Source organism: Treponema berlinense (assembly GCF_900167025.1).
In the GTDB taxonomy this organism is placed as follows: Bacteria; Spirochaetota; Spirochaetia; order Treponematales; family Treponemataceae; genus Treponema_D; species Treponema_D berlinense.
Genome location: NZ_FUXC01000010.1, coordinates 48035 through 66401 on the forward strand (window position 1 = coordinate 48035; position 18367 = coordinate 66401).

Genomic DNA, 18367 nt, shown 5'->3' on the forward strand with positions numbered 1-18367 from the left:
CTGACGATAGAAAACTTCTGAAAATTTATATTTTGAGGTTGCTCTGTAATTAAATAGAAACTCTGGGCTTTTTGTCTGGTCGAAAAGAGGGTTGTATGTTTAAAGCGCGTAGACGAATTGGTCTTACTCTGGTTTATATTCTTCTTTCGTTGATATTTCTTTCTCTGGCTGTTTTTCTTGTGCCACAGACTAAAATTAACGACTTTGTTGATTATTCAAATACTTTTCCTACGACCGTAACTGCGGTTTTGTTCTGTGTTTTAATCATGATTGCAAGTACGCTTTATTCGATGGTTCGTCTGCATCTTGAAAAAAGCACGATGAGAAGCGGAGAAACTGCTTTTTTGACGGAATTTACCGATAAGCTGCGTCTGTGTTATTCAATGGAAGATTTTTATAACTTGATCGCAGATGTTTTGGAAGTAAAGGCCGACTGTTCTGTTTTGTACATTAACCGTATGACAAATTACGTTCTCTACAATTCTCCAAACCGGCTTAGTTCAGACCCTGCGAGAATGGAACTGCTCGAAAGAAATTATTCGATTGACTGGGGAGAAGGAACTTTCTTTTTGGGCGAGAATTTCGGTATTGTTTCTAAAAGCCGTAAGTCGCGCGGTTTTTTTATTTCGTCTAAGGGATTTCATTTTTTTGTTTTTTGCCGTTACACAAAATATTTTGATATGGAAGTTTTTCCAAGGCTTTACGAAGAATTGGGACGTTTTCAGTTGCGTGCAGAAACTATTTCCAGCCTTTCTGAAATTTCTGAACTTTCAAAGGAATGGGAACAGCTTGCAGAAACTCAGCGCGCCTTTTTGCCGCAGAGAATGCCGGAAGTCGAGAGGGTTAAACTTGCCGCATATTTCCGTCCGCTGATAAACGTTTCGGGAGACTATTATACGGTTCTTCCGATTGATGAGCACAAAACTCTTGTAATGCTTGGTGACGTTTCCGGAAAAGGTCTTGCCGCAGCCCTTGTCATGGGACTTGTAATGAATACCGTAAAAATCAAGGAAAACAAGGAAGATTTGCCGGGCATGATTATGGCAATCGACAAATCCATTAAGGACATGCACCTTCAGGATAAATATACTGTTTTGTTCATTGGAATTATCGACACTCAAAAAATGACAATTCGCTATGTAAACGCTTCTATGTCCGATCCGATTATTGTAACCCGTTCTCCGGACGGTTATAGGATAAAATCTCTTTCTTCAAACTGTCCGATTGTCGGAATTATTCCTATTGATGAAGTTGAAGTGAGCGAACAGCGTCTTTTTTCTGGCGACCTTATCATGATGGCAAGTGACGGTGTTTCGGAAGTTATGAATGCGGACAAGGTTGAATTGGGCGATACCCAGTTATTTACCGATACGATTAAAAAAAGTGCTTCTAAAGAGCCGCGCGAGTTCATAAAAGATATTACGGATCTTGTTTTTAGTTATAACGCAGATACTCGCCTTCACGATGACCTTACAATGCTTGTTGCAAAAATTCAGGGCTAGGGTTAAGGAGAATAAGGAGAAATTGTTATGATTTATGTTGTTCTAAACCTTGTAATGGCGGCTTTTGCCGTTGGTCTTGCATTTTATATCGATCATCGTTCTGCGGAAAACGTAAATAATCCTCTTACGACAATGTGCGTCTACCTTGCAGTTTCTTGTGTTGCTATAGCTCTCATGCTCTGGTCTACTTTTTATGCATCTGACCGTATGCCTCTCATGTTTTTCCGTCTTGGGCTTATTGCGGCAACTGTTTATTCACTTGATTTTTGCATTTACTGTATTTTGTTTCCTTCTTATAACCGCCCGACTGTTGTAAAGACGGTAAAATGGGGTTTGGTCCTTGTTTCTGTGTGGTTTGTATTTACTCAGGTTACTGGAATTACTGTTACAGAATTTCTTGGTTTGAGCGTTGACTCTAAACCGCTTTTTAAAGGTCAGCTTACAAACTATTTTCCTGTAACCTGGTTTGAAGTTTTTAGGACGATTCTTTTGATTGGGCTTCCTGCGCTTTCTGTTTTAATTATGATTTTGCGTGCAGAAAACCGCGATGACCGTCTTAACATGCAGAAGTCTCTTTTGAACGTGCTTGCACTTGTTGCCGGCTGGATTTCTTTTTGGGTAATCAAGCAGGCCTGCGGACGCGTTCCGATGTTTTCTTCTCTTATTTTTGTTGCAGTTGCGGTTATTCAGGTACTTCTTTCTTATAATTCGCACCAGAACTTTCTTTATGACTTTAAATATGTAGTCGGTGTCTTTGTTACTTTTATTTCCTGCTATCTTATTCCTGCCGCTGTCGTTGGAATTTTCTTTCCGCGTTTATGGCCGGAATTCGCCATGTCGCACTTAATCTTCTTTTTAGAAATCGGCGTTGTAATCGTAGTCTGTATTATAATTTCTTATCAAATTTCAAAATTCCTTGCACGAAAACAGTATTTCCGCTCTTTCCAGTATGCTGAGGTTTTTGAAGAACAGCTTTCTAAACTCGATTATGCTGAAGATCCGGAAAAAATTGTTCACGATATGCAGAATATTTTTATTCACAACCTCGGTCTTTCGCAGATGCACGTTTTTGTAGAAAGCGAAAATATTCTCAAGACGATTTATGAGCAAAACGGGAGTCCGGAACTCACTCTCGACATAAAAAATGCTGTTTTTGACGCAATGCTCAACCAAAACCGCATGGTTGTTTTAAAAAGTCAGGTTGATAACGGACATCTTTTTGAGCGCAACAAACATGAACTGTTAAAACTTTTTGCCGACACTTCTTCGGAAGCCATAATTCTTCTTGCAGAAGGCCGCCGCATTGTCGGTCTTATTACTCTTGGTCAAAAAGCCGGCGGAAACATCTACGCTGACTACGACTTTAACACGTTTACAAAATTTTATTCTTACTTTTTTGTATTCGGTTATTACATGCGCAATATTTCAAATCAGGCAATTGTCGGAACTGTAAACCGCGAAATCCGTATGTCGAGCCAGATTATTACTTCCATTCAGGAAAATATGGATCCGATAAAAAATCCAAAATACGATACCGGCTACATTATGGAGCATGCGCACAATATTGGAGGCGAATTTGTCGATTTAATCCGCCTTTCAGATTCGCGTCATATTTTTGTTTTGGGCGACTTGAGCGGAAAAGGAATTTCTGCTTCGATGAGCATGGTAATTATTAAGTCGATTATCCGCACGTTCTTGCAGGAAACCCGCGATTTTAAACTTCTTGTTGAAAAAGTAAACAGTTTTATTCGCTACAATTTGCCAAAAGGAACGTTCTTTGAAGGCGTCTTTGCGCTGCTTGATTTTAATGATGACACAATGTATTACATCAACTGCGGAGTTCCAGCCCTGTTTTTGTATACAAAATCTTATAACAACGTAATTGAAATTCAAGGTGAAGGCCGTGTCCTTGGTTTTGCAAAGGATATTGGAAAACTCATAAAAGTAAAAAAAGTAAAGTTGAATCCGGGCGATGTTATCGTTACCTGTACCGACGGTCTTATCGATTCAAAATCTCTCCGTGGCGAAGCTTACGGAAAAGAGCGAATCCAGCGTTCGATTACAGAAAATACTTCCTACATGGCAAATGTAATGGCACGCACAATATACAATTCTGCGGCTGATTTTCTTGCAAAAGAACTTGATGACGACGTTTCGATTCTTGTAATCAAGCGTCTTGCAAATAAAAATTAACGGAGGAAGAATCTAAATGGATGCCTTAAAAGTTGTTGAAAAATTCGGTGCAAATTACGTTCTTTATGAACTTGTCGGCGTCGTAAATTCTTATACTCTTGACGAATTAAAAGGCAAGGTTTATACAATTGTTGTCGATTCTAACCTTGTGCTTGATCTTTCTTCTGTTGAAGCGATTGATTCTGCTGGAGTCGGTCTTATAATGGGTGGCTTTAACGAAGCTGAAGAATTTGACCACCGTCTTTACATCATGAATCCTTCGCCAGTTGTGCGCCAGGCTCTAGATGACACAGGTTTTAGCGATACTTTCTATTTTATACATTCTGTAACCGAGGTTATTTAGCTCTTATGAAAAAATCAGTTTTCTCTTCTTTGTGCGCAATTTTGATGTTTTTTTGTGGAAGTTTTGTTTCTTGCGGACAGAAAAAAAACAAACCTGCAGCAACCGAAAATTTGCAGGTTCAAAATCCAGATCTTGCAAAATTGAACAGGGTTCTTTCTTCGATGAGCGAACGTGCAAAAAATGTAATTCCAAATGGGAATCCTGAAGAATTTCTGGCAGATTTGCATCGCGTTCTCGAAAGCAGAAAAAATTTTTCTTCGGAAGATTTAAGTCCTTTTTATTTAATCGACAAGAATCATACGGTTGGTGCTGATTATGAACCGAAGAATTTAGTTCACCTTGAAAAAAACGATTTATTTGCAATCAATAAAAACAATTTGAGCCTTCGTCCAGAAAGTTATGAGGCTTTAAAAGTTCTTGCTCAGGCTGCAAAAAATGATGGAATTACGCTGACTGTAAGTTCAACTTACCGTTCCTACGAATATCAGAAAAATCTTTTTGCATATTGGGTAAAAGTTGACGGACTTGAAGAGGCGGAACGCGAAAGTGCGCGCGAAGGAACAAGCCAGCATCAGCTTGGAATGGCCTTGGATTTTGCTCCGGTTGATGACGCTTTTGCAGATACAGTTCCGGGGCAGTGGGTTTACAAAAATGCCGCAAAATACGGCTGGAGCCTGAGTTTTCCGCACGGATATGAAGATATAACAGGTTATCGCTGGGAAAGCTGGCATTTCCGCTACATAGGAGTTGAAGCCTGCGAATTTCAAAAAAAATGGTTTGGAGATGTCCAGCAGTTTATGATGGAATTCTTGGATGCATGGGAAGATAAACTTTGATAGGTTCGTCCAAAATCTGCTTGCGTTTAGGCAAACAGATTTTTTTTATCGCAAGAAGCCGCGCTAAGGCGACTTTTTTTATTTTATAACGACGTTTACGAGTTTTCCTGGAACTACAATGATTTTTGCTACTGTTTTTCCGTCTGTAAACTTTTTAAAGCCGTCTGTTTCTTTTGCGAGGGCTTCGAGTGTCGCATTGTCTGAGTCGGCTGCGGCTTCAAACTTTGCGCGGAGCTTTCCGTTTATCATAACCGGGAACTCTTTTGTGTCGTCCTTGCAGTAGCTTTCATCGAATGTCGGCCATTTCTCGTAGGCGTTTGTGCTTGTGTGTCCGAGTTTCTGCCAGAGTTCTTCTCCAAGGTGAGGAGCGTAAGGCGAGAGCATGAGGACAAATCCTTCCCACATTGCTTTTGGCAGGCTGTCGAATTTTGCAGCTTCGTTTACAAAAATCATCATCTGGCTGATTGCAACGTTGAAGTCGAGGTTGCCTGTGTCCTGAGTTACTTTTTTTACGGTTTTTGCGTAAGTTTTGCGCAGGGAAGCAAGGTCTTTGTCGAGTTTTCCTGTAATATCAATGTCGTTCATCGGCTTTTCTGACAAATTCCAGATTTTGTCGAGGAAGCGGTTGATTCCAACCAAGCCCTGAGTGTTCCATGGTTTAGAAACTGTGAGAGGTCCCATAAACATTTCGTACATGCGCACGCTGTCGGCCCCGTAAGTTTTTATCATTTCGTCAGGATTTACGACGTTTTTGAGCGATTTTGACATTTTTGCAACAACGCGCTCAAGTTCTTCTCCATCGTCTTTTGCGTAATATTTGCCGTCTTTTTCCTCAACTGCATCAACGGCAACGAGAGATTTTGATTTTCTCTGGAAGGCAAAAGAAGTAATCATTCCCTGGTTGATAAGGCGGTGGAACGGCTCTTTTGTCGAGACAACTCCGCAGTCATAAAGAACTTTGTGCCAGAATCGCGCATACAAAAGGTGAAGAACCGCATGTTCCGCTCCGCCGACATAAAGGTCTACAGGCATCCAGTATTTTTCTTTATCCGAAGTGCAGAAACTTGAACTGTCTTTCGGGTCGAGATAGCGCAGGTAGTACCAGCAGCTTCCTGCCCACTGAGGCATTGTGTTTGTCTCGCGTTTTGAATCTGCTCCGCAATTTGGACATTTGCAGTTAACCCAAGATTCAATTCCCGCAAGAGGGCTTTCGCCGGTTCCTGTAGGCTGATAAGTTTTTACGTTTGGAAGCTCAAGAGGAAGTTCTGTTTCTGGAACCGGAACAGTTCCGCATTTTGGACAGTGAACAAGCGGAATTGGCTCTCCCCAGTAACGCTGTCGGCTAAAAACCCAGTCGCGGAGCTTGTAATTTACAGCTTTGTGGCCGATTTTCTTTTCTTCGAGGAAATCGAGCATTTTTGCAATCGCGTCTTTTTTGTTAAGACCGTCCAAAAATTCAGAATTAACGTGAATTCCATCCTGAGTCCATGCTTCTTTCTGAACGTCAACTTCCGATTTTAAAACTTCAATGATTGGAAGTCCGAATTTTTTTGCAAAATCCCAGTCGCGTGTGTCGTGTGCAGGAACTGCCATGATTGCGCCTGTTCCGTAGGAAATCAAAACGTAGTCGGCAACCCAGATTGGAATGAGTTTTCCGTTTACAGGATTTATCGCGTAGCTTCCTGAGAAAACACCGGTTTTTGTTTTTGCAAGGTCAGTGCGTTCAAGGTCAGATTTTTTTGCGGCTTCATCGCGGTATTTTTCAACAGCTTCTTTCTGTTCCGCCGTTGTAAGTTTTTCGATTAAAGGATGCTCAGGAGAAACAACCATGTAAGTCGCGCCAAAAAGAGTGTCGCATCTTGTCGTGTAAACTGTGAGTTTTTGGTCGGTAGCTTTTCCGTCTTTGTCAGCAACGGCAAAGTCAACTTCAGCACCGACAGAGCGTCCAATCCAGTTGCGCTGCATTGCCTTTACGCTTTCCGGCCAGTCGAGCTCGTCCAAGTCTTTTAAAAGACGGTCTGCATAAGCTGTAATTTTAAGAATCCACTGACGGATAACCTTGTGCGTAACTTGAGCGCCGCAGCGGTCGCAGTGGCCTTCTTTAACTTCTTCATTTGCAAGACCTGTCATGCACGAAGGACACCAGTTGATTGGAGTCTGGGCTTCGTAAGCCAGGCCTTTTTTGTAGAGCTGGAGGAAAATCCACTGGGTCCACTTGTAATAGTCAGGAGTACAGGTTTTGATTTCGCGGTCCCAGTCATAGCTAAAACCGAGGGCTTTAATCTGTTCGGTAAAGTGAGCAATGTTTTTAAAAGTCGTTTCTGCAGGATGAGTTCCTGTTTTGATTGCATAATTTTCAGCAGGCAAGCCGAACGCGTCGTAACCCATCGGATGAAGCACATTAAATCCGTTCATTCGCAAAAATCTTGAGTAAATGTCAGTAGCTGTATAGCCTTCAGGATGGCCTACGTGAAGTCCCGCACCGCTTGGATAAGGGAACATATCAAGAATATAGCGGCGTTTTTCTTTAGGAAAAGATTCGTCTTCGACAGCCTTAAAAGTTTTGTGTTCGTCCCAAAATTTTTGCCATTTTGGTTCAATGTTCTGAAATGGGTACATAATTTAGACCTCGTTTTTTATCCACAGATTTGAATGCGGATTTATATTTGGAAGAAAAAAAGTTTGAAAGAAAAAAAGAAACCTTTATAAGGTTGCGTTTTGTCTTTCTAAAACATTTCGAGTCTATCACTTTTTTAAAGTGTTGAAAATATGGAGAGAAAATTCGTTTTGCACGGAATTTGTGTATGAGCATCACCGTGGAATTTATATTTTCTTTTCAAGCAGTACAAGGTTTACGCCTTTTATTCCGTTGAACGTGCAACCTTTGATCCCGATTTCCTTATAACCGAGTTTTTTATAGAATGAGCGGGCGGTGGAATTTTTTTCGTTTGTGTCTATTCTTAGATAGTGACAACCGTTGTCAAGAGCATATTGCTCGTAGAATTTTGCAACCTCTTTTCCAAGCCCTCTGCCTTTTTCTGACGGGTCTATGACAAGTGTGTGCATAACCATAATTTCGCTGTCCAGCGCATCATACTGCCACGGAGCATCTTTGTATGAGTCTACTTGTAGTTGGTTGAATATGACTGTTCCGATAATTTTCCCATCAGTTTCTGCGACAAAAAGATCTTGTCTTTCAAGAGCATCTTTGATTGTGCGTGCGTCAGGGTAGATTCCTCTTATCCAGCCGATTGTTGCTCGTCCGTTTTCCTCTTCTGTGTGAATATTATCGTAAATTCTTTGGACTGCTACGCTGTCTTTTTGTGTCGCTTTTCTTATTATTATTCTTGAAATGTTTGTATCCATGTTTTTTTTTCAGACTTGGAATTTTATCTTCCTCTTTTTTGAACAGAATAAATTTTATCACTTTTTTAAAGTATTGACCTGTTTATATAAAAATATTCGTTTTTTCTATTTAACCACAATCGAAGATACTGTTTTTCCGTCGGTGGTGTAGGCTTTTGCCGGGTTTGTTGTGTCGATAAACTGTTTTAGGCCGGTAAAATAGGCGTAATAGTAGGTTCCGGGCGGCAGCGGCAGGTAAATTTCGTATTTTCCTGGTGTTGTTTCTGTCATTTCGTAAATCCAGCTGTCCCAATTTGTAAATGTGCCTGCCAGCCTGATTTTTTTGCCTGGCTCAAAATTACAGGTAAATTTTGTAAATCCGTCGGGCGTTTTTTCGGTTATATTCTTTTTTGTCTGCGGAATTTCTATGCACGAAAACTCTATTCCGTTTTCTGAGTCGTATTGAGTGTTTGGATTTGTCGGATCGATTGTCCACAGTCCGTCGATTACGAGCTTATAGGAAATTTTTTGTGTTTTTGGAGGAATTTTCAGGACGTAAAAATACCATGAATTTGTCTGTTCGCCTTCGTAGTCGAAAAGCTTGCGCATCGAAAATGCGTGAATTTTGCTGAAATTTTCAAAATCGAAGGCAATTCCTACGTTACGGGCGTTTTTTTCTGCTGTAAAGAGAATGTATTCGTCGCTTATCAAAGGTGAACGCACTCCTCTTACAGAAGTTACAAGATTGTCGTAATCGTAAGTGTCTTTTTTTGGTTCATCTTTTTTTGCAGAAGCGCTAATTAAAACAAAAAATGCAAAAAATGTAAAAACAGCAAACTTTTTCATACTGGAATTTTCGGTATTTTTTGAATGTAGTTTAGATTTTTAAAATTAAGTTTTGTGGCAGGGATAGAAGGGGCGGGAACCGTTGGCGGTTGCCTGCAAACGCCAATGCAGCGCGGTTAGCGCGGAACTCCGGATAGCCCGGTTTTTTGCCGGCGCAAAAAAGCCACCCAAATTATTAAAGCAAGGGTTCTGATTTTCCGAAAATGAGTGTAGAATAGAATCTTGAATTGTAATCAGGGCTCTAGAATTTTTAGAGAAAACTGCCAATTTTTGTCTGGAGTAAAAAAACGAAATGCCGGGATTAAATCAACTAAAGAAATTTGCCAGTGATATGCGGAATGTCGGTGACGAAGTTAAAATTCGTGCCCAGCGCGGTGAAAAACCTGCCGTTGTTTCTCTCCCGGAAGGAATTTCTGAAGCAGACGATTCTGAAGATTTTGTTCTCGGTCTTCCCGAAAAAACGGATGCAGCTCCTGAAGAGTCCGAATCTGCCGTTGACTCTGGCGAAGAAAATAAAGATACGGATTTAGGTTCTCCGGCACAAGAAAACGATGCGGTTCCAGATTTGGATTCGATTTTAAATGCCAATGCCTCGCAGTCGGACGATGAGCCGGATTTGAGCGAATTTATTGATGAACCTGAAAAAAAAGAGCCGGAAGAAATTCCTTTGGAAGATCTTGATTTGGAGGCGCTTTTAAAATCCGCTCCTGAAGAAAGCGCGCAAACTGAGGCTGAACAGGAAAATGTTCCGTTTGACGAGTCTTTTGGAGAAAATCTTTCTAAGCCGGACAAAAAGTCTGACGATTTTGAAGACATGCAAATGCCGGACTTGCCGGAAGATATGGACTTTGGAACAGAACCTGCTGCTTCAAAAAACGATGACGATTTTGCTTTTAACGGCGAAGCTATCGACTTAAATGCCGACCTTCCGGAAGATATTGTCGAAAAAGACGGTTTTTCTCCTTTGCCAGCCGAAAATTCCGCACAAAAAGAACAAAATGAGCTTAAAAACGCTGAAAATCTTGAAGATACGCCAGATTCTTCGGATTTTGAGCTTGATGATAAAATCAAGGATATTGAAAATCCTCTTGGGTTTTCAGAAGCTCAAAAAGCGGACGAAAATTTTGATGAAAATTTAAACGGAGGTTTAAATTCCAGTCCAAACGCTAGTCCAGACACCAGTCCAAACGCTAGTCCGGACACCCATCCAGACGCCAGTCCAAACGCTAGTTTGAACGACTTTAGCCTCCCGGATTTTGATTCATTTTCTATGGAAAGTCCGGAAAATTCTGCAAGTTCGGAAAATTCTGATTTTTTGGAAAATTCTGGCGCTCAGACTACGGAAGAAGAAAACAACACTGCGGCTGCCGAAATTTTAAAAGGGCTTTCCGGTTCTGTTGACGCTTCGGCCGATGTTCCTGCGGAAGATTTTTCGAGTTCAATCGAAGAACTTGGAAGCGACGAAAATATTGATTTTGGAGCAGGAAGCGCTTCTTTTCCTGGTGGAGATGAATTTCCGGAAACTTCATTGCCTGGAATCGGTAAAAATTTGCCGGACGATGACTTTCTTCTTGACGATGATTTTAAAATTCCTGGATTTTCGGACACTCAGACCGCCGCCTTTGACAAGCGTGGACGGCCAAAGGTTGATAATGTTGATTTTTCTCAGGCAAAGAACGGAAGGCCAAAAAACACTCTTACTGAAGAAGAATATGCGGTTTTTAGAAAAAATCTTTCCGACTATCCGCTCAACCTCCGTCTTGCGATTGAAGATTTGGTCGTAAAAAACGAATTTACCGACGACGCTGTTTTTGAAATAATTCAAAAAATTCTCAACAAGGCGCCTGCAAGGCAGATTGCTTCTCAATTGGAAAAAATGCTCGACATTTCGATTGACGTTCCAAGGGATTACGAGAGGCGTTCTTTTGCCCAGTACGAAGCGTACAAGCAGTCTTTTCAGTATCAGTTAAAAAACAGAATTATTCCGGGCACGATTGCAGGAATTGTGATTGCTTTTGTGGTCTCTCTGCTTTTTCAGGCGGGAGTTTTGTTCGTTTACAAGCCGATAATGGCAAAAATTATTTACAAGCAGGGTTATGCCCTTCTTCAAAACAACGAATATCCTCAGTCAGAATCAAAATTTATTGATGCGGTTCAATATAAACCTATAAAAAAATGGTTTTTTAAATATGCCGAAGGTTACCGCGAACACAAGCAGTTTGAGCGTGCGGCTCAAATGTACAAAAATATTCTTGGAGTTTTTAAGCACGATAAAAATGCAGGACTCGACTGGGCGGAAATGGAACTTTATGACCGTGCAAACTATGAGCGTTCTGAAGAAATTGTCCGCCGCGAAATTTTAGACTGGCACATAAACGATTCTGACGGAATTTTGCTTTTGGGAGATGTTTTTCTTGAATGGGGCGAAACAGATTTTGCAAAATATGAGCAGGCAAGGCAGACTTATTCAGATTTGATTCAGCTTTATGGAGCTACAGACCTCTATATGTCGAGAATGCTCCGCTATTTTATTCGCACTGACAAATTAAAGAATGTCATAGAGCTTAAAAACCGTTTTTATCCGCGCGAAAAATCTCTGGAGGCAAAAGACTGGACTGAACTTTCGGGCTATCTTTTGGACAAGCTTTATGGAAATTTGAGCCGTTCCGATGAATATTTACGTGCAAAAATTGAAGATGTAAAGGCAATGCTTGATATTGCAGAAAAAAAGGATTCAAAAAATCCTCTTGCCCATTACAATCTTGCGCGTTATTTTATCCGCAATTCAAATTTTGAATCTGCAAGAAGAAAACTCCTGGCTTCCCTTGATTGTTTTGACAAGCTTGCTGTCCGCACAAAAAAAAGCGTTTACAGCGAAATCGATGCCTGCCGTCTTTTGGGCGAACTTTACACTGATTTAAGCCAGTACATAAAAGCCCAGGAAGCATATACCCGCGGAATTGACCTTTTTCAAAGCGAAAACGAAAAAAACGGACTTGAAGGCGATTTAAATACAGGAATTTTATACGCTGATATGGGAGATATTGAATACTTTATTTCTGGCGACATGGATGCTGCCTTGAAAAATTATGAGTATTCAGTTTTAAATAAAAATTCAACTCCGACTGTAAATTACAGAATCGGTGTTATAAATTATAACAAGCAGAATTACGAAAATGCGCTCACATTTTTTATAAAGGCTTTAGAAAAAAAAGATGCAGATCAAAACCTTCTTCTCGCGGCCGGGAACACTCTTGCTCTCCGCGGAGATAATTTTGCGGCTCAAGGTTATTACAACCGTCTTTTAAGCCTTTTAAACGAAGAAAAAGCGCATCACGCGCTTCTTTTTCCTCAGGCTAAGGAAGAAGATTCTCAGCTTGTAGAAATGATTTTAAAAACAAACAACAACCTCGGGGTTGTCTTGAATAAAATTGCTCGTCAGACCGGCAACAGCCAGATGAACGGAAAAAGTTTTGAATGTTTTGTCGAATCAATTCGTGCCTGGGATGCTCTTACAAGAAATCAGGAAACGATGGTTCGGCTTGGTGGAAGTAACCTTGCCCTGCAAAATTCAAAATATATTTCGGCTTCGATGGCGGAATTCGAACCTGCAATTTATACAGACATTCCCCGCACTTTGGTCGGAGAAAAAGTGTTAAAATAGAATAAAACCGTTAAAACTAAAGAGTTTAAAATCCGGGATTTTTGAAAAATGTTTTGCACTAGAATTGGAATTGACTTAAAAAAACACTTTATTTCGCTCAAAAAAGAAGTTTTCCGAAAAACAATTCATATTTGTACGGCATTTGTGCCGCTTTTTATTCATTTTTACAAAATTCCGGCGATAATTTGCCTTGTTTGTGCCGCCGTTCTGTATTCAATTTCTGAAATTTTAAGGCTAAAAGGTGTCTGTGTTCCGCTCATAAGTTCAATAACTGTCGCTGCCGCCCGAAAACGTGACGACAATAAATTTGTTCTTGGTCCGGTAACCTTGGTTTTGGGAATCGTTTTGTGTTCGATTCTTTGGAAAGAACCATTTTCTACAGTCGGAATATTTTCTCTTGCCTTTGGCGACGGACTTGCAAGCCTTGCAGGAAAAACATTTGGCAGGGTCGAAGTTCCTTTGACAGGAGGAAAGACCGCGGCTGGAAGCCTTACCTGTTTTGCCGCAGTTTTTATTTCGGGCTTTTTTGTCTTGAACAATTCAATTTTGTGTTTTTTTCTTGCCCTTGTTGCAACTTTGATTGAAGGATTGCCTCTAAAGGATTACGACAATGTTCTGATTCCCGTTGTAATCGGCGGACTTTCCCAGTTTTTTTATCTCCACATGTAAAGTGAATGCAAAGCCCTCAAATATCCGTACGTTCCCAAAAGAAGAAGCGGAAGTCCCAAAATCATAAAGACGAAGTTGTCCGAAATTACCAGAAATCCGTAACCCGAAAGAATAAACAGCATTGAAAAGGCAATTTTTTTATATTCATCAGTATTTTGATCGATTGCCATAATCCAAAACGAAATAAAACTCAAGGCAGTAAATGCAAGCCGTGAACAAAAAAACAGTCTTGGAAATCCCCATGTGACAGTTCCAGCGGAACTGATTCTTGCCGTGTTGATAGGCGCAATAATCGCAAAAACAACAGTTATTGCAAAAAGAATCGTAATATTGCGTTCAATGTCCTGACGCTGTTCTGCAGAACTTGCAAGGGCCGCAAAAAGAAAACTCAGCGGACACAAAAGCCGCCCGATAAAAATAATTCTTCCACAAAAAAACAGAAGGTCGGAAAAAGTTGACCACAAACCAAAAAGCGGAGTTAAAAAGCGCACTCCTTCGCAAAGACAGCCGGTCAAAAAAGCAAGAAAAAAAATAATTTCGTTTGACTGAGTGTTTTCAAAAAGTTTAAGCGCATAAAAAACAGTAACCGGCGCAAAAAAAACAACCAGCGAAATTGAAATCATCGTCGCAATAAAACTGTATTTTAAAAATCCGATTTTTTCCATAAACGCTGGAATCCGCAGATTAGGCGGTGGAGTAATAGCTTTGTTTACAAGCGCGATAATGAAAAAAAAGAGGGCGCTTGCAATGCAGACAAGCGAAAAATAAAAGAAAATCTGCATCATTCGGTTGCGAGTCTTTAAAGTCATAAAAAAATATTAAAAGCAAACAAAAATTAAGTAAAGAGAGAGCATTTAAAATCCGAAAATAAATATAGAACATAACAGGCGCTTAAAAAAAGCAGGAACGGACAGCATACAAAAATCAGCCTTTTTATGCGCATTGAATGGGAGAAAAAAAATGAAAAAGCATCTTTTGATTTTATTCACAATTTTTGCAACGGTTTCACTTTCTTTTGCTGGAGATGCTGCGGCTTTTGTTGATCTCGGACTTTCCGAAGACGGCAAAACTTACGTTTTTGCAGAATACGGAAAAACAGATAAAACTTTTCAGGGCTACGCAGAAATTTATTGCGTTGATATTGAAAAAAACGACTGGATTGACGGCGAAGTTTTCCGCATAAATCCATCTGAAGCAACTGCAAAAAAAACAGGCCGCGAAGTTTACGAGGAACTTCTCAAAAAAGCAAGCTGGGTTCTCAAAAAATACAATTTAAAAAAATCAGAAGCCGACAATCTCCTTTTTACACGCGAAATTCCGTCTTCAACCGGCGAAATCGTTTTTAAGGATTTTGAAGGTTCAAGCACAGAACGCAGCATTTTTTACCATATTAAACTCATAAAAAATGTCGAAGGCACAGGAGAAAACTGCAAGTCTTCGTTCTTTATCGCAGTGGAAAAGCAGGACGAAAACGGCAACGTGATCAGCCACAACATTGTCGGAAATCCTGACATAAAGCGCAAAGGCGTAACAGGCTACACAATCAACCGGATTTTCAGCGACAAAAGCGGCCGCAATTTTGTGTTCGTAGTCGAAAAACAGGTCGAAAACAAGACAGGCACGTGTATCCGCTACATGGTCGAAACAATCCGTCTGTAAAAAATAAAAAAACTTACAAAAAATCCTGGCCGTAAAAAAAAACAGCGCCGGGATTTTTTATTTATGGAGCAGATTTTTTGTTCAAACCGGCCAACCGCCACTTGCTCACGCGCGGTGCTTCGCACAGCCTTCGGCTTGGCTAATGTCCGGGCTGAAAATTGCCTTTTTAACCGTAACTGCGCGACTTTACAAATTCATTTTTCTATTTTCAAAATCCTTAAAGTTCTGTATACTTGCTCAAAATTTGGAAAGGTGGAAAAAATGCGCAAAACAAAAATTATTTGTACGATTGGACCTGCGAGCGAGACTAAAAAAGTTCTTATTGACATGTGCAAGGCTGGAATGAATGTTGCCCGGCTTAATTTTTCGCACGGAACACACGAAGAGCATTTAAAAAAAATCAATCTTATTAAAGAAGTTCGCAACGAATTAAAAATTCCTCTGGCGATTATGCTTGATACAAAAGGACCTGAATACAGAATCGGAACTTTCAAAGAACATAAAATTGTCGTAAATGAAGGCCAGACTTTTACTTTTACAACTGACGAAATCGAAGGCGACGAAAGCAAGGTTTCTGTAAATTACAAGGGATTTGCCGATGATTTAAAACCTGGCGACAGAATTCTTGTGAATAACGGACTTGTAATCTGCGAAGTTACAGACGTAAAAGGCCACGATGTTATTACAGAAGTTAAGGTTGGCGGCGCGCTTTCTGACAGAAAAAGCATGAACTTTCCTGGAAAACTTTTAAACAGCGCTTTTTTGAGCGAACAGGACAAGAGCGACCTTTTGTTTGGAATTGAGCAGGACGTTGATTTTGTAGCCGCGTCGTTTGTCTCTACAAAAAGGGATGCCCAGGATGTCCGTGAATTTTTAAACGCTAACGGCGGAAAAGAAATTGATATTATTGCAAAAATCGAGAATCGTGCCGGCGTTGAAAATATCGAAGAAATTTGTTCTGTTGTTGACGGAATTATGGTTGCCCGCGGAGATTTGGGCGTCGAAATTCCATTTATGGAAGTGCCTGTCGTTCAGAAAGAAATCGAACAAAAATGCCGTCTTCTCGGTAAACGTGTTATTATTGCAACGGAAATGCTCGAGTCTATGATTAACAATATTCGTCCGACCCGTGCCGAAATTTCTGACGTTGCAAATGCGGTTTACGACGGAACATCTGCAATCATGCTTTCTGGAGAATCTGCCGCTGGAAAGTATCCTGTCGAAGCAGTTAAGACAATGTCCAGCGTTGCAGAATATACTGAACAGCACATAAATTACAAAAAACGCTTCAATTATACGGAATTTGTAAACCGCAATATTCTTGACGCAATTTCTCATTCAACCTGTCAGATGGCAATTGATGTTGGCGCAAAGTGTATTGTTGTAAATTCTGTGAGCGGTTTGACAGTAAGAATGGTAAGCCGTTTTCGCGCGCCTGTGCAGATTATCGGTTCAACTACATCAGAAAAGGTTTACCGCAAACTGGCTCTTTCCTGGGGTGTAATTCCGCTTTTGTGCGAGGAATATGATTCTCTCGACGTTCTTTTGTTCCATGCAATTCAGCGTGCCGTAAAAATACTCAACCTTAAAATCGGTGATACAGTGGTTTTGACCGGCGGACAGGTTGGAGTCAACAGCGGCCATACAAACATGATAAAAGTAGAAACTGTCCGCAAAGTTTATAGATAAAAAAATCAAAAATTTTTGAATTTATACCGCCGTTCTGTGAATGTATTTTCCAGATTTAAATCTGAAGAAGAAAATTACGGAACGGATAACCCAGTCGCTGCTCATGCCGATCCAAACTCCAAGCGGACCTGTTTTTAGTACGCGGATAAGGAAAATCGTGAGCGCAACCCGGCAAGTCCACATTGTGACTGTCGAAACCAGCATTGGAAAACGCACATCTCCGGTTGCACGCATTCCGTACGGAGGAATAAAAGAAAAACTCCAGGCAAAAGGCTTTATTACGTGCACAAAAACAGAAAGCTGGATTGTCAAAAGCGCAACGTCCGCATCCATTCCAGAAAGAACAGTGAGCGGTTTTACAATTCCGATTACAATTACCGAAGAAATTGCCACTGCGATAAAACTGAAAAAAGTGAGTTTTTTAATGTATTTTTCTGCAAGCTTGTAGTTGCCGGCGCCGTAAGCCTGGCCTGCAAGCGTCATAAGCGCAATTCCTATTCCGATTGGAGCCTGGCTTGAAAAACTTTCCAGAACCGAAGTGAGCGCATTTGCGGCGATTGCGGCTGTTCCGAGGGTCGAAACCGAAGATTGAATTGCAAGTTTTCCAAATTGAAACATTCCGTTTTCGATTCCTGAAGGAATTCCGATTCTCAAAATCTGAGAAATTTCGCGGAAATCTGGTTTTGCAAGATAAGAGTCAATCGCGATCTGCTGTTTTGTCCGGTTTAACAGAATCAAAATTACAACAGCACAGAAAATTCTCGAAATTAAAGTGCTTAAGGCTGCTCCTGCAACGCTCATGTTAAATCCAAAAATAAAAATGGCGTTTCCGACAATATTCAGAATATTTGAAATTGTAGAGACAACCATCGGAAGTTTTGAATTGCCATCCGCCCTAAAAATTGCTGCTCCCGAATTATAAATTGCAATAAAAGGGTAGGAAAGCGCCGTTATAAAAAAATAAATTTCGGATTTTGACATGACTTCCGCTTCTACAGAACCAAAAATAAGCGAAAGAATTGATTTTTTAAAGAGAATCAGGATTGCAGTTCCAACAATAGAAACAAAGGTTACAGAAAGAATTAGCTGCTTGCCAGCGTGACAGGCCTGTTTTATGTCTTTTCGACCGAGATATTGGCTGCAAAGAATTGCTCCGCCAGTAGCCATTGCTGAAAAAATCAAAACAACCATTACATTTATCGAGTCGACAAGAGAAACTGCCGAAATTGCAGCCGAACCGCATTTTGTAATCATTACGGTGTCTGCTGTTCCCATAAATGAGTTTAAAAGCTGTTCGACCATAAGAGGAACGAGCAGTTGAAAAAGTTGTCTGCCTTTTACTTCCATAAGCCGTAATTTTAATGAGAGGGGTTTTGATTTACAATTGGTTTTCAATTTTCAGACTGATAAAAAATTGTTCATAAAAAATTAGTTGTCTAAAAATTGAACCTGCTCCCGGAAAAACACTCCAATTCGCCGTTAGTCGCGTTCGCTCAAGACGGCTCATTGTCGCTGGTTTTTCCTACGCAGGTTCAATTGATTGACGGTAAAGTTTCATAAACGTTTTTTTTGTCTAAAAATTGAACCTTTTTTCCAAAAACACTCCAATTCGCCGTTAGTC

General features: G+C 40.4%; 13 protein-coding genes. 8 read left to right on the forward strand and 5 right to left on the reverse strand.

All coding sequences use genetic code 11. The features are described from left to right. Positions 1-95: 95 nt before the first annotated feature. Genes B5D47_RS08605 through B5D47_RS08620 form a run of 4 tightly spaced genes read left to right on the forward strand, consistent with a single transcriptional unit; the run spans position 96 to position 4874 of the window. Entirely contained in the window at positions 96-1502 is a 1407-nt protein-coding gene (locus B5D47_RS08605) for a PP2C family protein-serine/threonine phosphatase (RefSeq protein ID WP_078931427.1), read from the forward strand. Positions 1503-1529: 27 nt separating this feature from the next. After that, positions 1530-3695, forward strand: a complete 2166-nt coding sequence (locus tag B5D47_RS08610) for a PP2C family protein-serine/threonine phosphatase (RefSeq protein WP_078931428.1) — start codon at positions 1530-1532, stop codon at positions 3693-3695. Positions 3696-3711: 16 nt separating this feature from the next. Further along, positions 3712-4038, forward strand: a complete 327-nt coding sequence (locus B5D47_RS08615; protein ID WP_078931429.1) for an STAS domain-containing protein — start codon at positions 3712-3714, stop codon at positions 4036-4038. Positions 4039-4043: 5 nt separating this feature from the next. Next, positions 4044-4874, forward strand: coding sequence for a M15 family metallopeptidase (locus B5D47_RS08620; protein ID WP_078931430.1), 831 nt, complete (start codon positions 4044-4046; stop codon positions 4872-4874). A gap of 78 nt (positions 4875-4952) precedes the next feature. Here B5D47_RS08620 and leuS read toward each other — a convergent pair whose 3' ends face one another. The 3 genes from leuS to B5D47_RS08635 form a co-directional block, all read right to left on the reverse strand. Then, positions 4953-7493, reverse strand: a complete 2541-nt coding sequence (gene leuS / locus B5D47_RS08625; protein WP_327192273.1) for a leucine--tRNA ligase — start codon at positions 7491-7493, stop codon at positions 4953-4955. A gap of 204 nt (positions 7494-7697) precedes the next feature. Beyond that, entirely contained in the window at positions 7698-8240 is a 543-nt protein-coding gene (locus B5D47_RS08630) for a GNAT family N-acetyltransferase (protein WP_200806569.1), read from the reverse strand. Positions 8241-8345: 105 nt separating this feature from the next. Continuing rightward, positions 8346-9065 (reverse strand): glycogen-binding domain-containing protein, encoded by a 720-nt coding sequence (locus B5D47_RS08635; RefSeq protein ID WP_234969986.1) that lies wholly within the window; start codon positions 9063-9065, stop codon positions 8346-8348. Positions 9066-9357: 292 nt separating this feature from the next. Here B5D47_RS08635 and flcA point away from each other — a divergent pair, with 292 nt between their 5' ends. Both flcA and B5D47_RS08645 read left to right on the forward strand, forming a co-directional pair. After that, positions 9358-12729: a periplasmic flagellar collar protein FlcA gene (gene flcA, locus B5D47_RS08640; RefSeq protein ID WP_078931432.1), complete on the forward strand. Its 3372-nt coding sequence runs from the start codon at positions 9358-9360 to the stop codon at positions 12727-12729. 48 nt (positions 12730-12777) lie between these two features. Then, on the forward strand, positions 12778-13398 hold the full coding sequence (locus B5D47_RS08645; RefSeq protein ID WP_078931433.1) for a diacylglycerol/polyprenol kinase family protein: 621 nt from the start codon (positions 12778-12780) through the stop codon (positions 13396-13398). Here B5D47_RS08645 and B5D47_RS08650 read toward each other — a convergent pair. After that, positions 13383-14207: a hypothetical protein gene (locus B5D47_RS08650; RefSeq protein WP_143592650.1), complete on the reverse strand. Its 825-nt coding sequence runs from the start codon at positions 14205-14207 to the stop codon at positions 13383-13385. The two genes, B5D47_RS08645 and B5D47_RS08650, sit on opposite strands and share 16 nt — an antisense overlap. Positions 14208-14358: 151 nt before the next feature. Here B5D47_RS08650 and B5D47_RS08655 point away from each other — a divergent pair, with 151 nt between their 5' ends. Continuing rightward, positions 14359-15057 carry a DUF2259 domain-containing protein gene (locus B5D47_RS08655; protein ID WP_078931435.1) on the forward strand — a complete coding sequence of 233 codons (699 nt, stop codon included), beginning with the start codon at positions 14359-14361 and terminating at the stop codon, positions 15055-15057. Positions 15058-15318: 261 nt separating this feature from the next. Further along, positions 15319-16746, forward strand: a complete 1428-nt coding sequence (pyk, locus tag B5D47_RS08660; RefSeq protein WP_078931481.1) for a pyruvate kinase — start codon at positions 15319-15321, stop codon at positions 16744-16746. Positions 16747-16767: 21 nt separating this feature from the next. On the opposite strand, the gene B5D47_RS08665 is transcribed toward pyk, so the two are convergent. Continuing rightward, on the reverse strand, positions 16768-18093 hold the full coding sequence (locus tag B5D47_RS08665) for an MATE family efflux transporter (RefSeq protein ID WP_078931436.1): 1326 nt from the start codon (positions 18091-18093) through the stop codon (positions 16768-16770). Positions 18094-18367 lie beyond the last annotated feature (274 nt).

What these genes read in the sequence shown, in the direction of transcription:
- flcA (WP_078931432.1), top strand. Translation starts at nt 9,358, where the DNA reads ATGCCGGGATTAAATCAACTAAAGAAATTTGCCAGTGATATGCGGAAT.
- B5D47_RS08650 (WP_143592650.1), bottom strand. Translation starts at nt 14,207, where the DNA reads ATGACTTTAAAGACTCGCAACCGAATGATGCAGATTTTCTTTTATTTT.
- B5D47_RS08620 (WP_078931430.1), top strand. Translation starts at nt 4,044, where the DNA reads ATGAAAAAATCAGTTTTCTCTTCTTTGTGCGCAATTTTGATGTTTTTT.
- B5D47_RS08610 (WP_078931428.1), top strand. Translation starts at nt 1,530, where the DNA reads ATGATTTATGTTGTTCTAAACCTTGTAATGGCGGCTTTTGCCGTTGGT.
- B5D47_RS08630 (WP_200806569.1), bottom strand. Translation starts at nt 8,240, where the DNA reads ATGGATACAAACATTTCAAGAATAATAATAAGAAAAGCGACACAAAAA.
- B5D47_RS08605 (WP_078931427.1), top strand. Translation starts at nt 96, where the DNA reads ATGTTTAAAGCGCGTAGACGAATTGGTCTTACTCTGGTTTATATTCTT.
- B5D47_RS08615 (WP_078931429.1), top strand. Translation starts at nt 3,712, where the DNA reads ATGGATGCCTTAAAAGTTGTTGAAAAATTCGGTGCAAATTACGTTCTT.
- B5D47_RS08645 (WP_078931433.1), top strand. Translation starts at nt 12,778, where the DNA reads ATGTTTTGCACTAGAATTGGAATTGACTTAAAAAAACACTTTATTTCG.
- B5D47_RS08635 (WP_234969986.1), bottom strand. Translation starts at nt 9,065, where the DNA reads ATGAAAAAGTTTGCTGTTTTTACATTTTTTGCATTTTTTGTTTTAATT.
- B5D47_RS08665 (WP_078931436.1), bottom strand. Translation starts at nt 18,093, where the DNA reads ATGGAAGTAAAAGGCAGACAACTTTTTCAACTGCTCGTTCCTCTTATG.
- leuS (WP_327192273.1), bottom strand. Translation starts at nt 7,493, where the DNA reads ATGTACCCATTTCAGAACATTGAACCAAAATGGCAAAAATTTTGGGAC.
- pyk (WP_078931481.1), top strand. Translation starts at nt 15,319, where the DNA reads ATGCGCAAAACAAAAATTATTTGTACGATTGGACCTGCGAGCGAGACT.
- B5D47_RS08655 (WP_078931435.1), top strand. Translation starts at nt 14,359, where the DNA reads ATGAAAAAGCATCTTTTGATTTTATTCACAATTTTTGCAACGGTTTCA.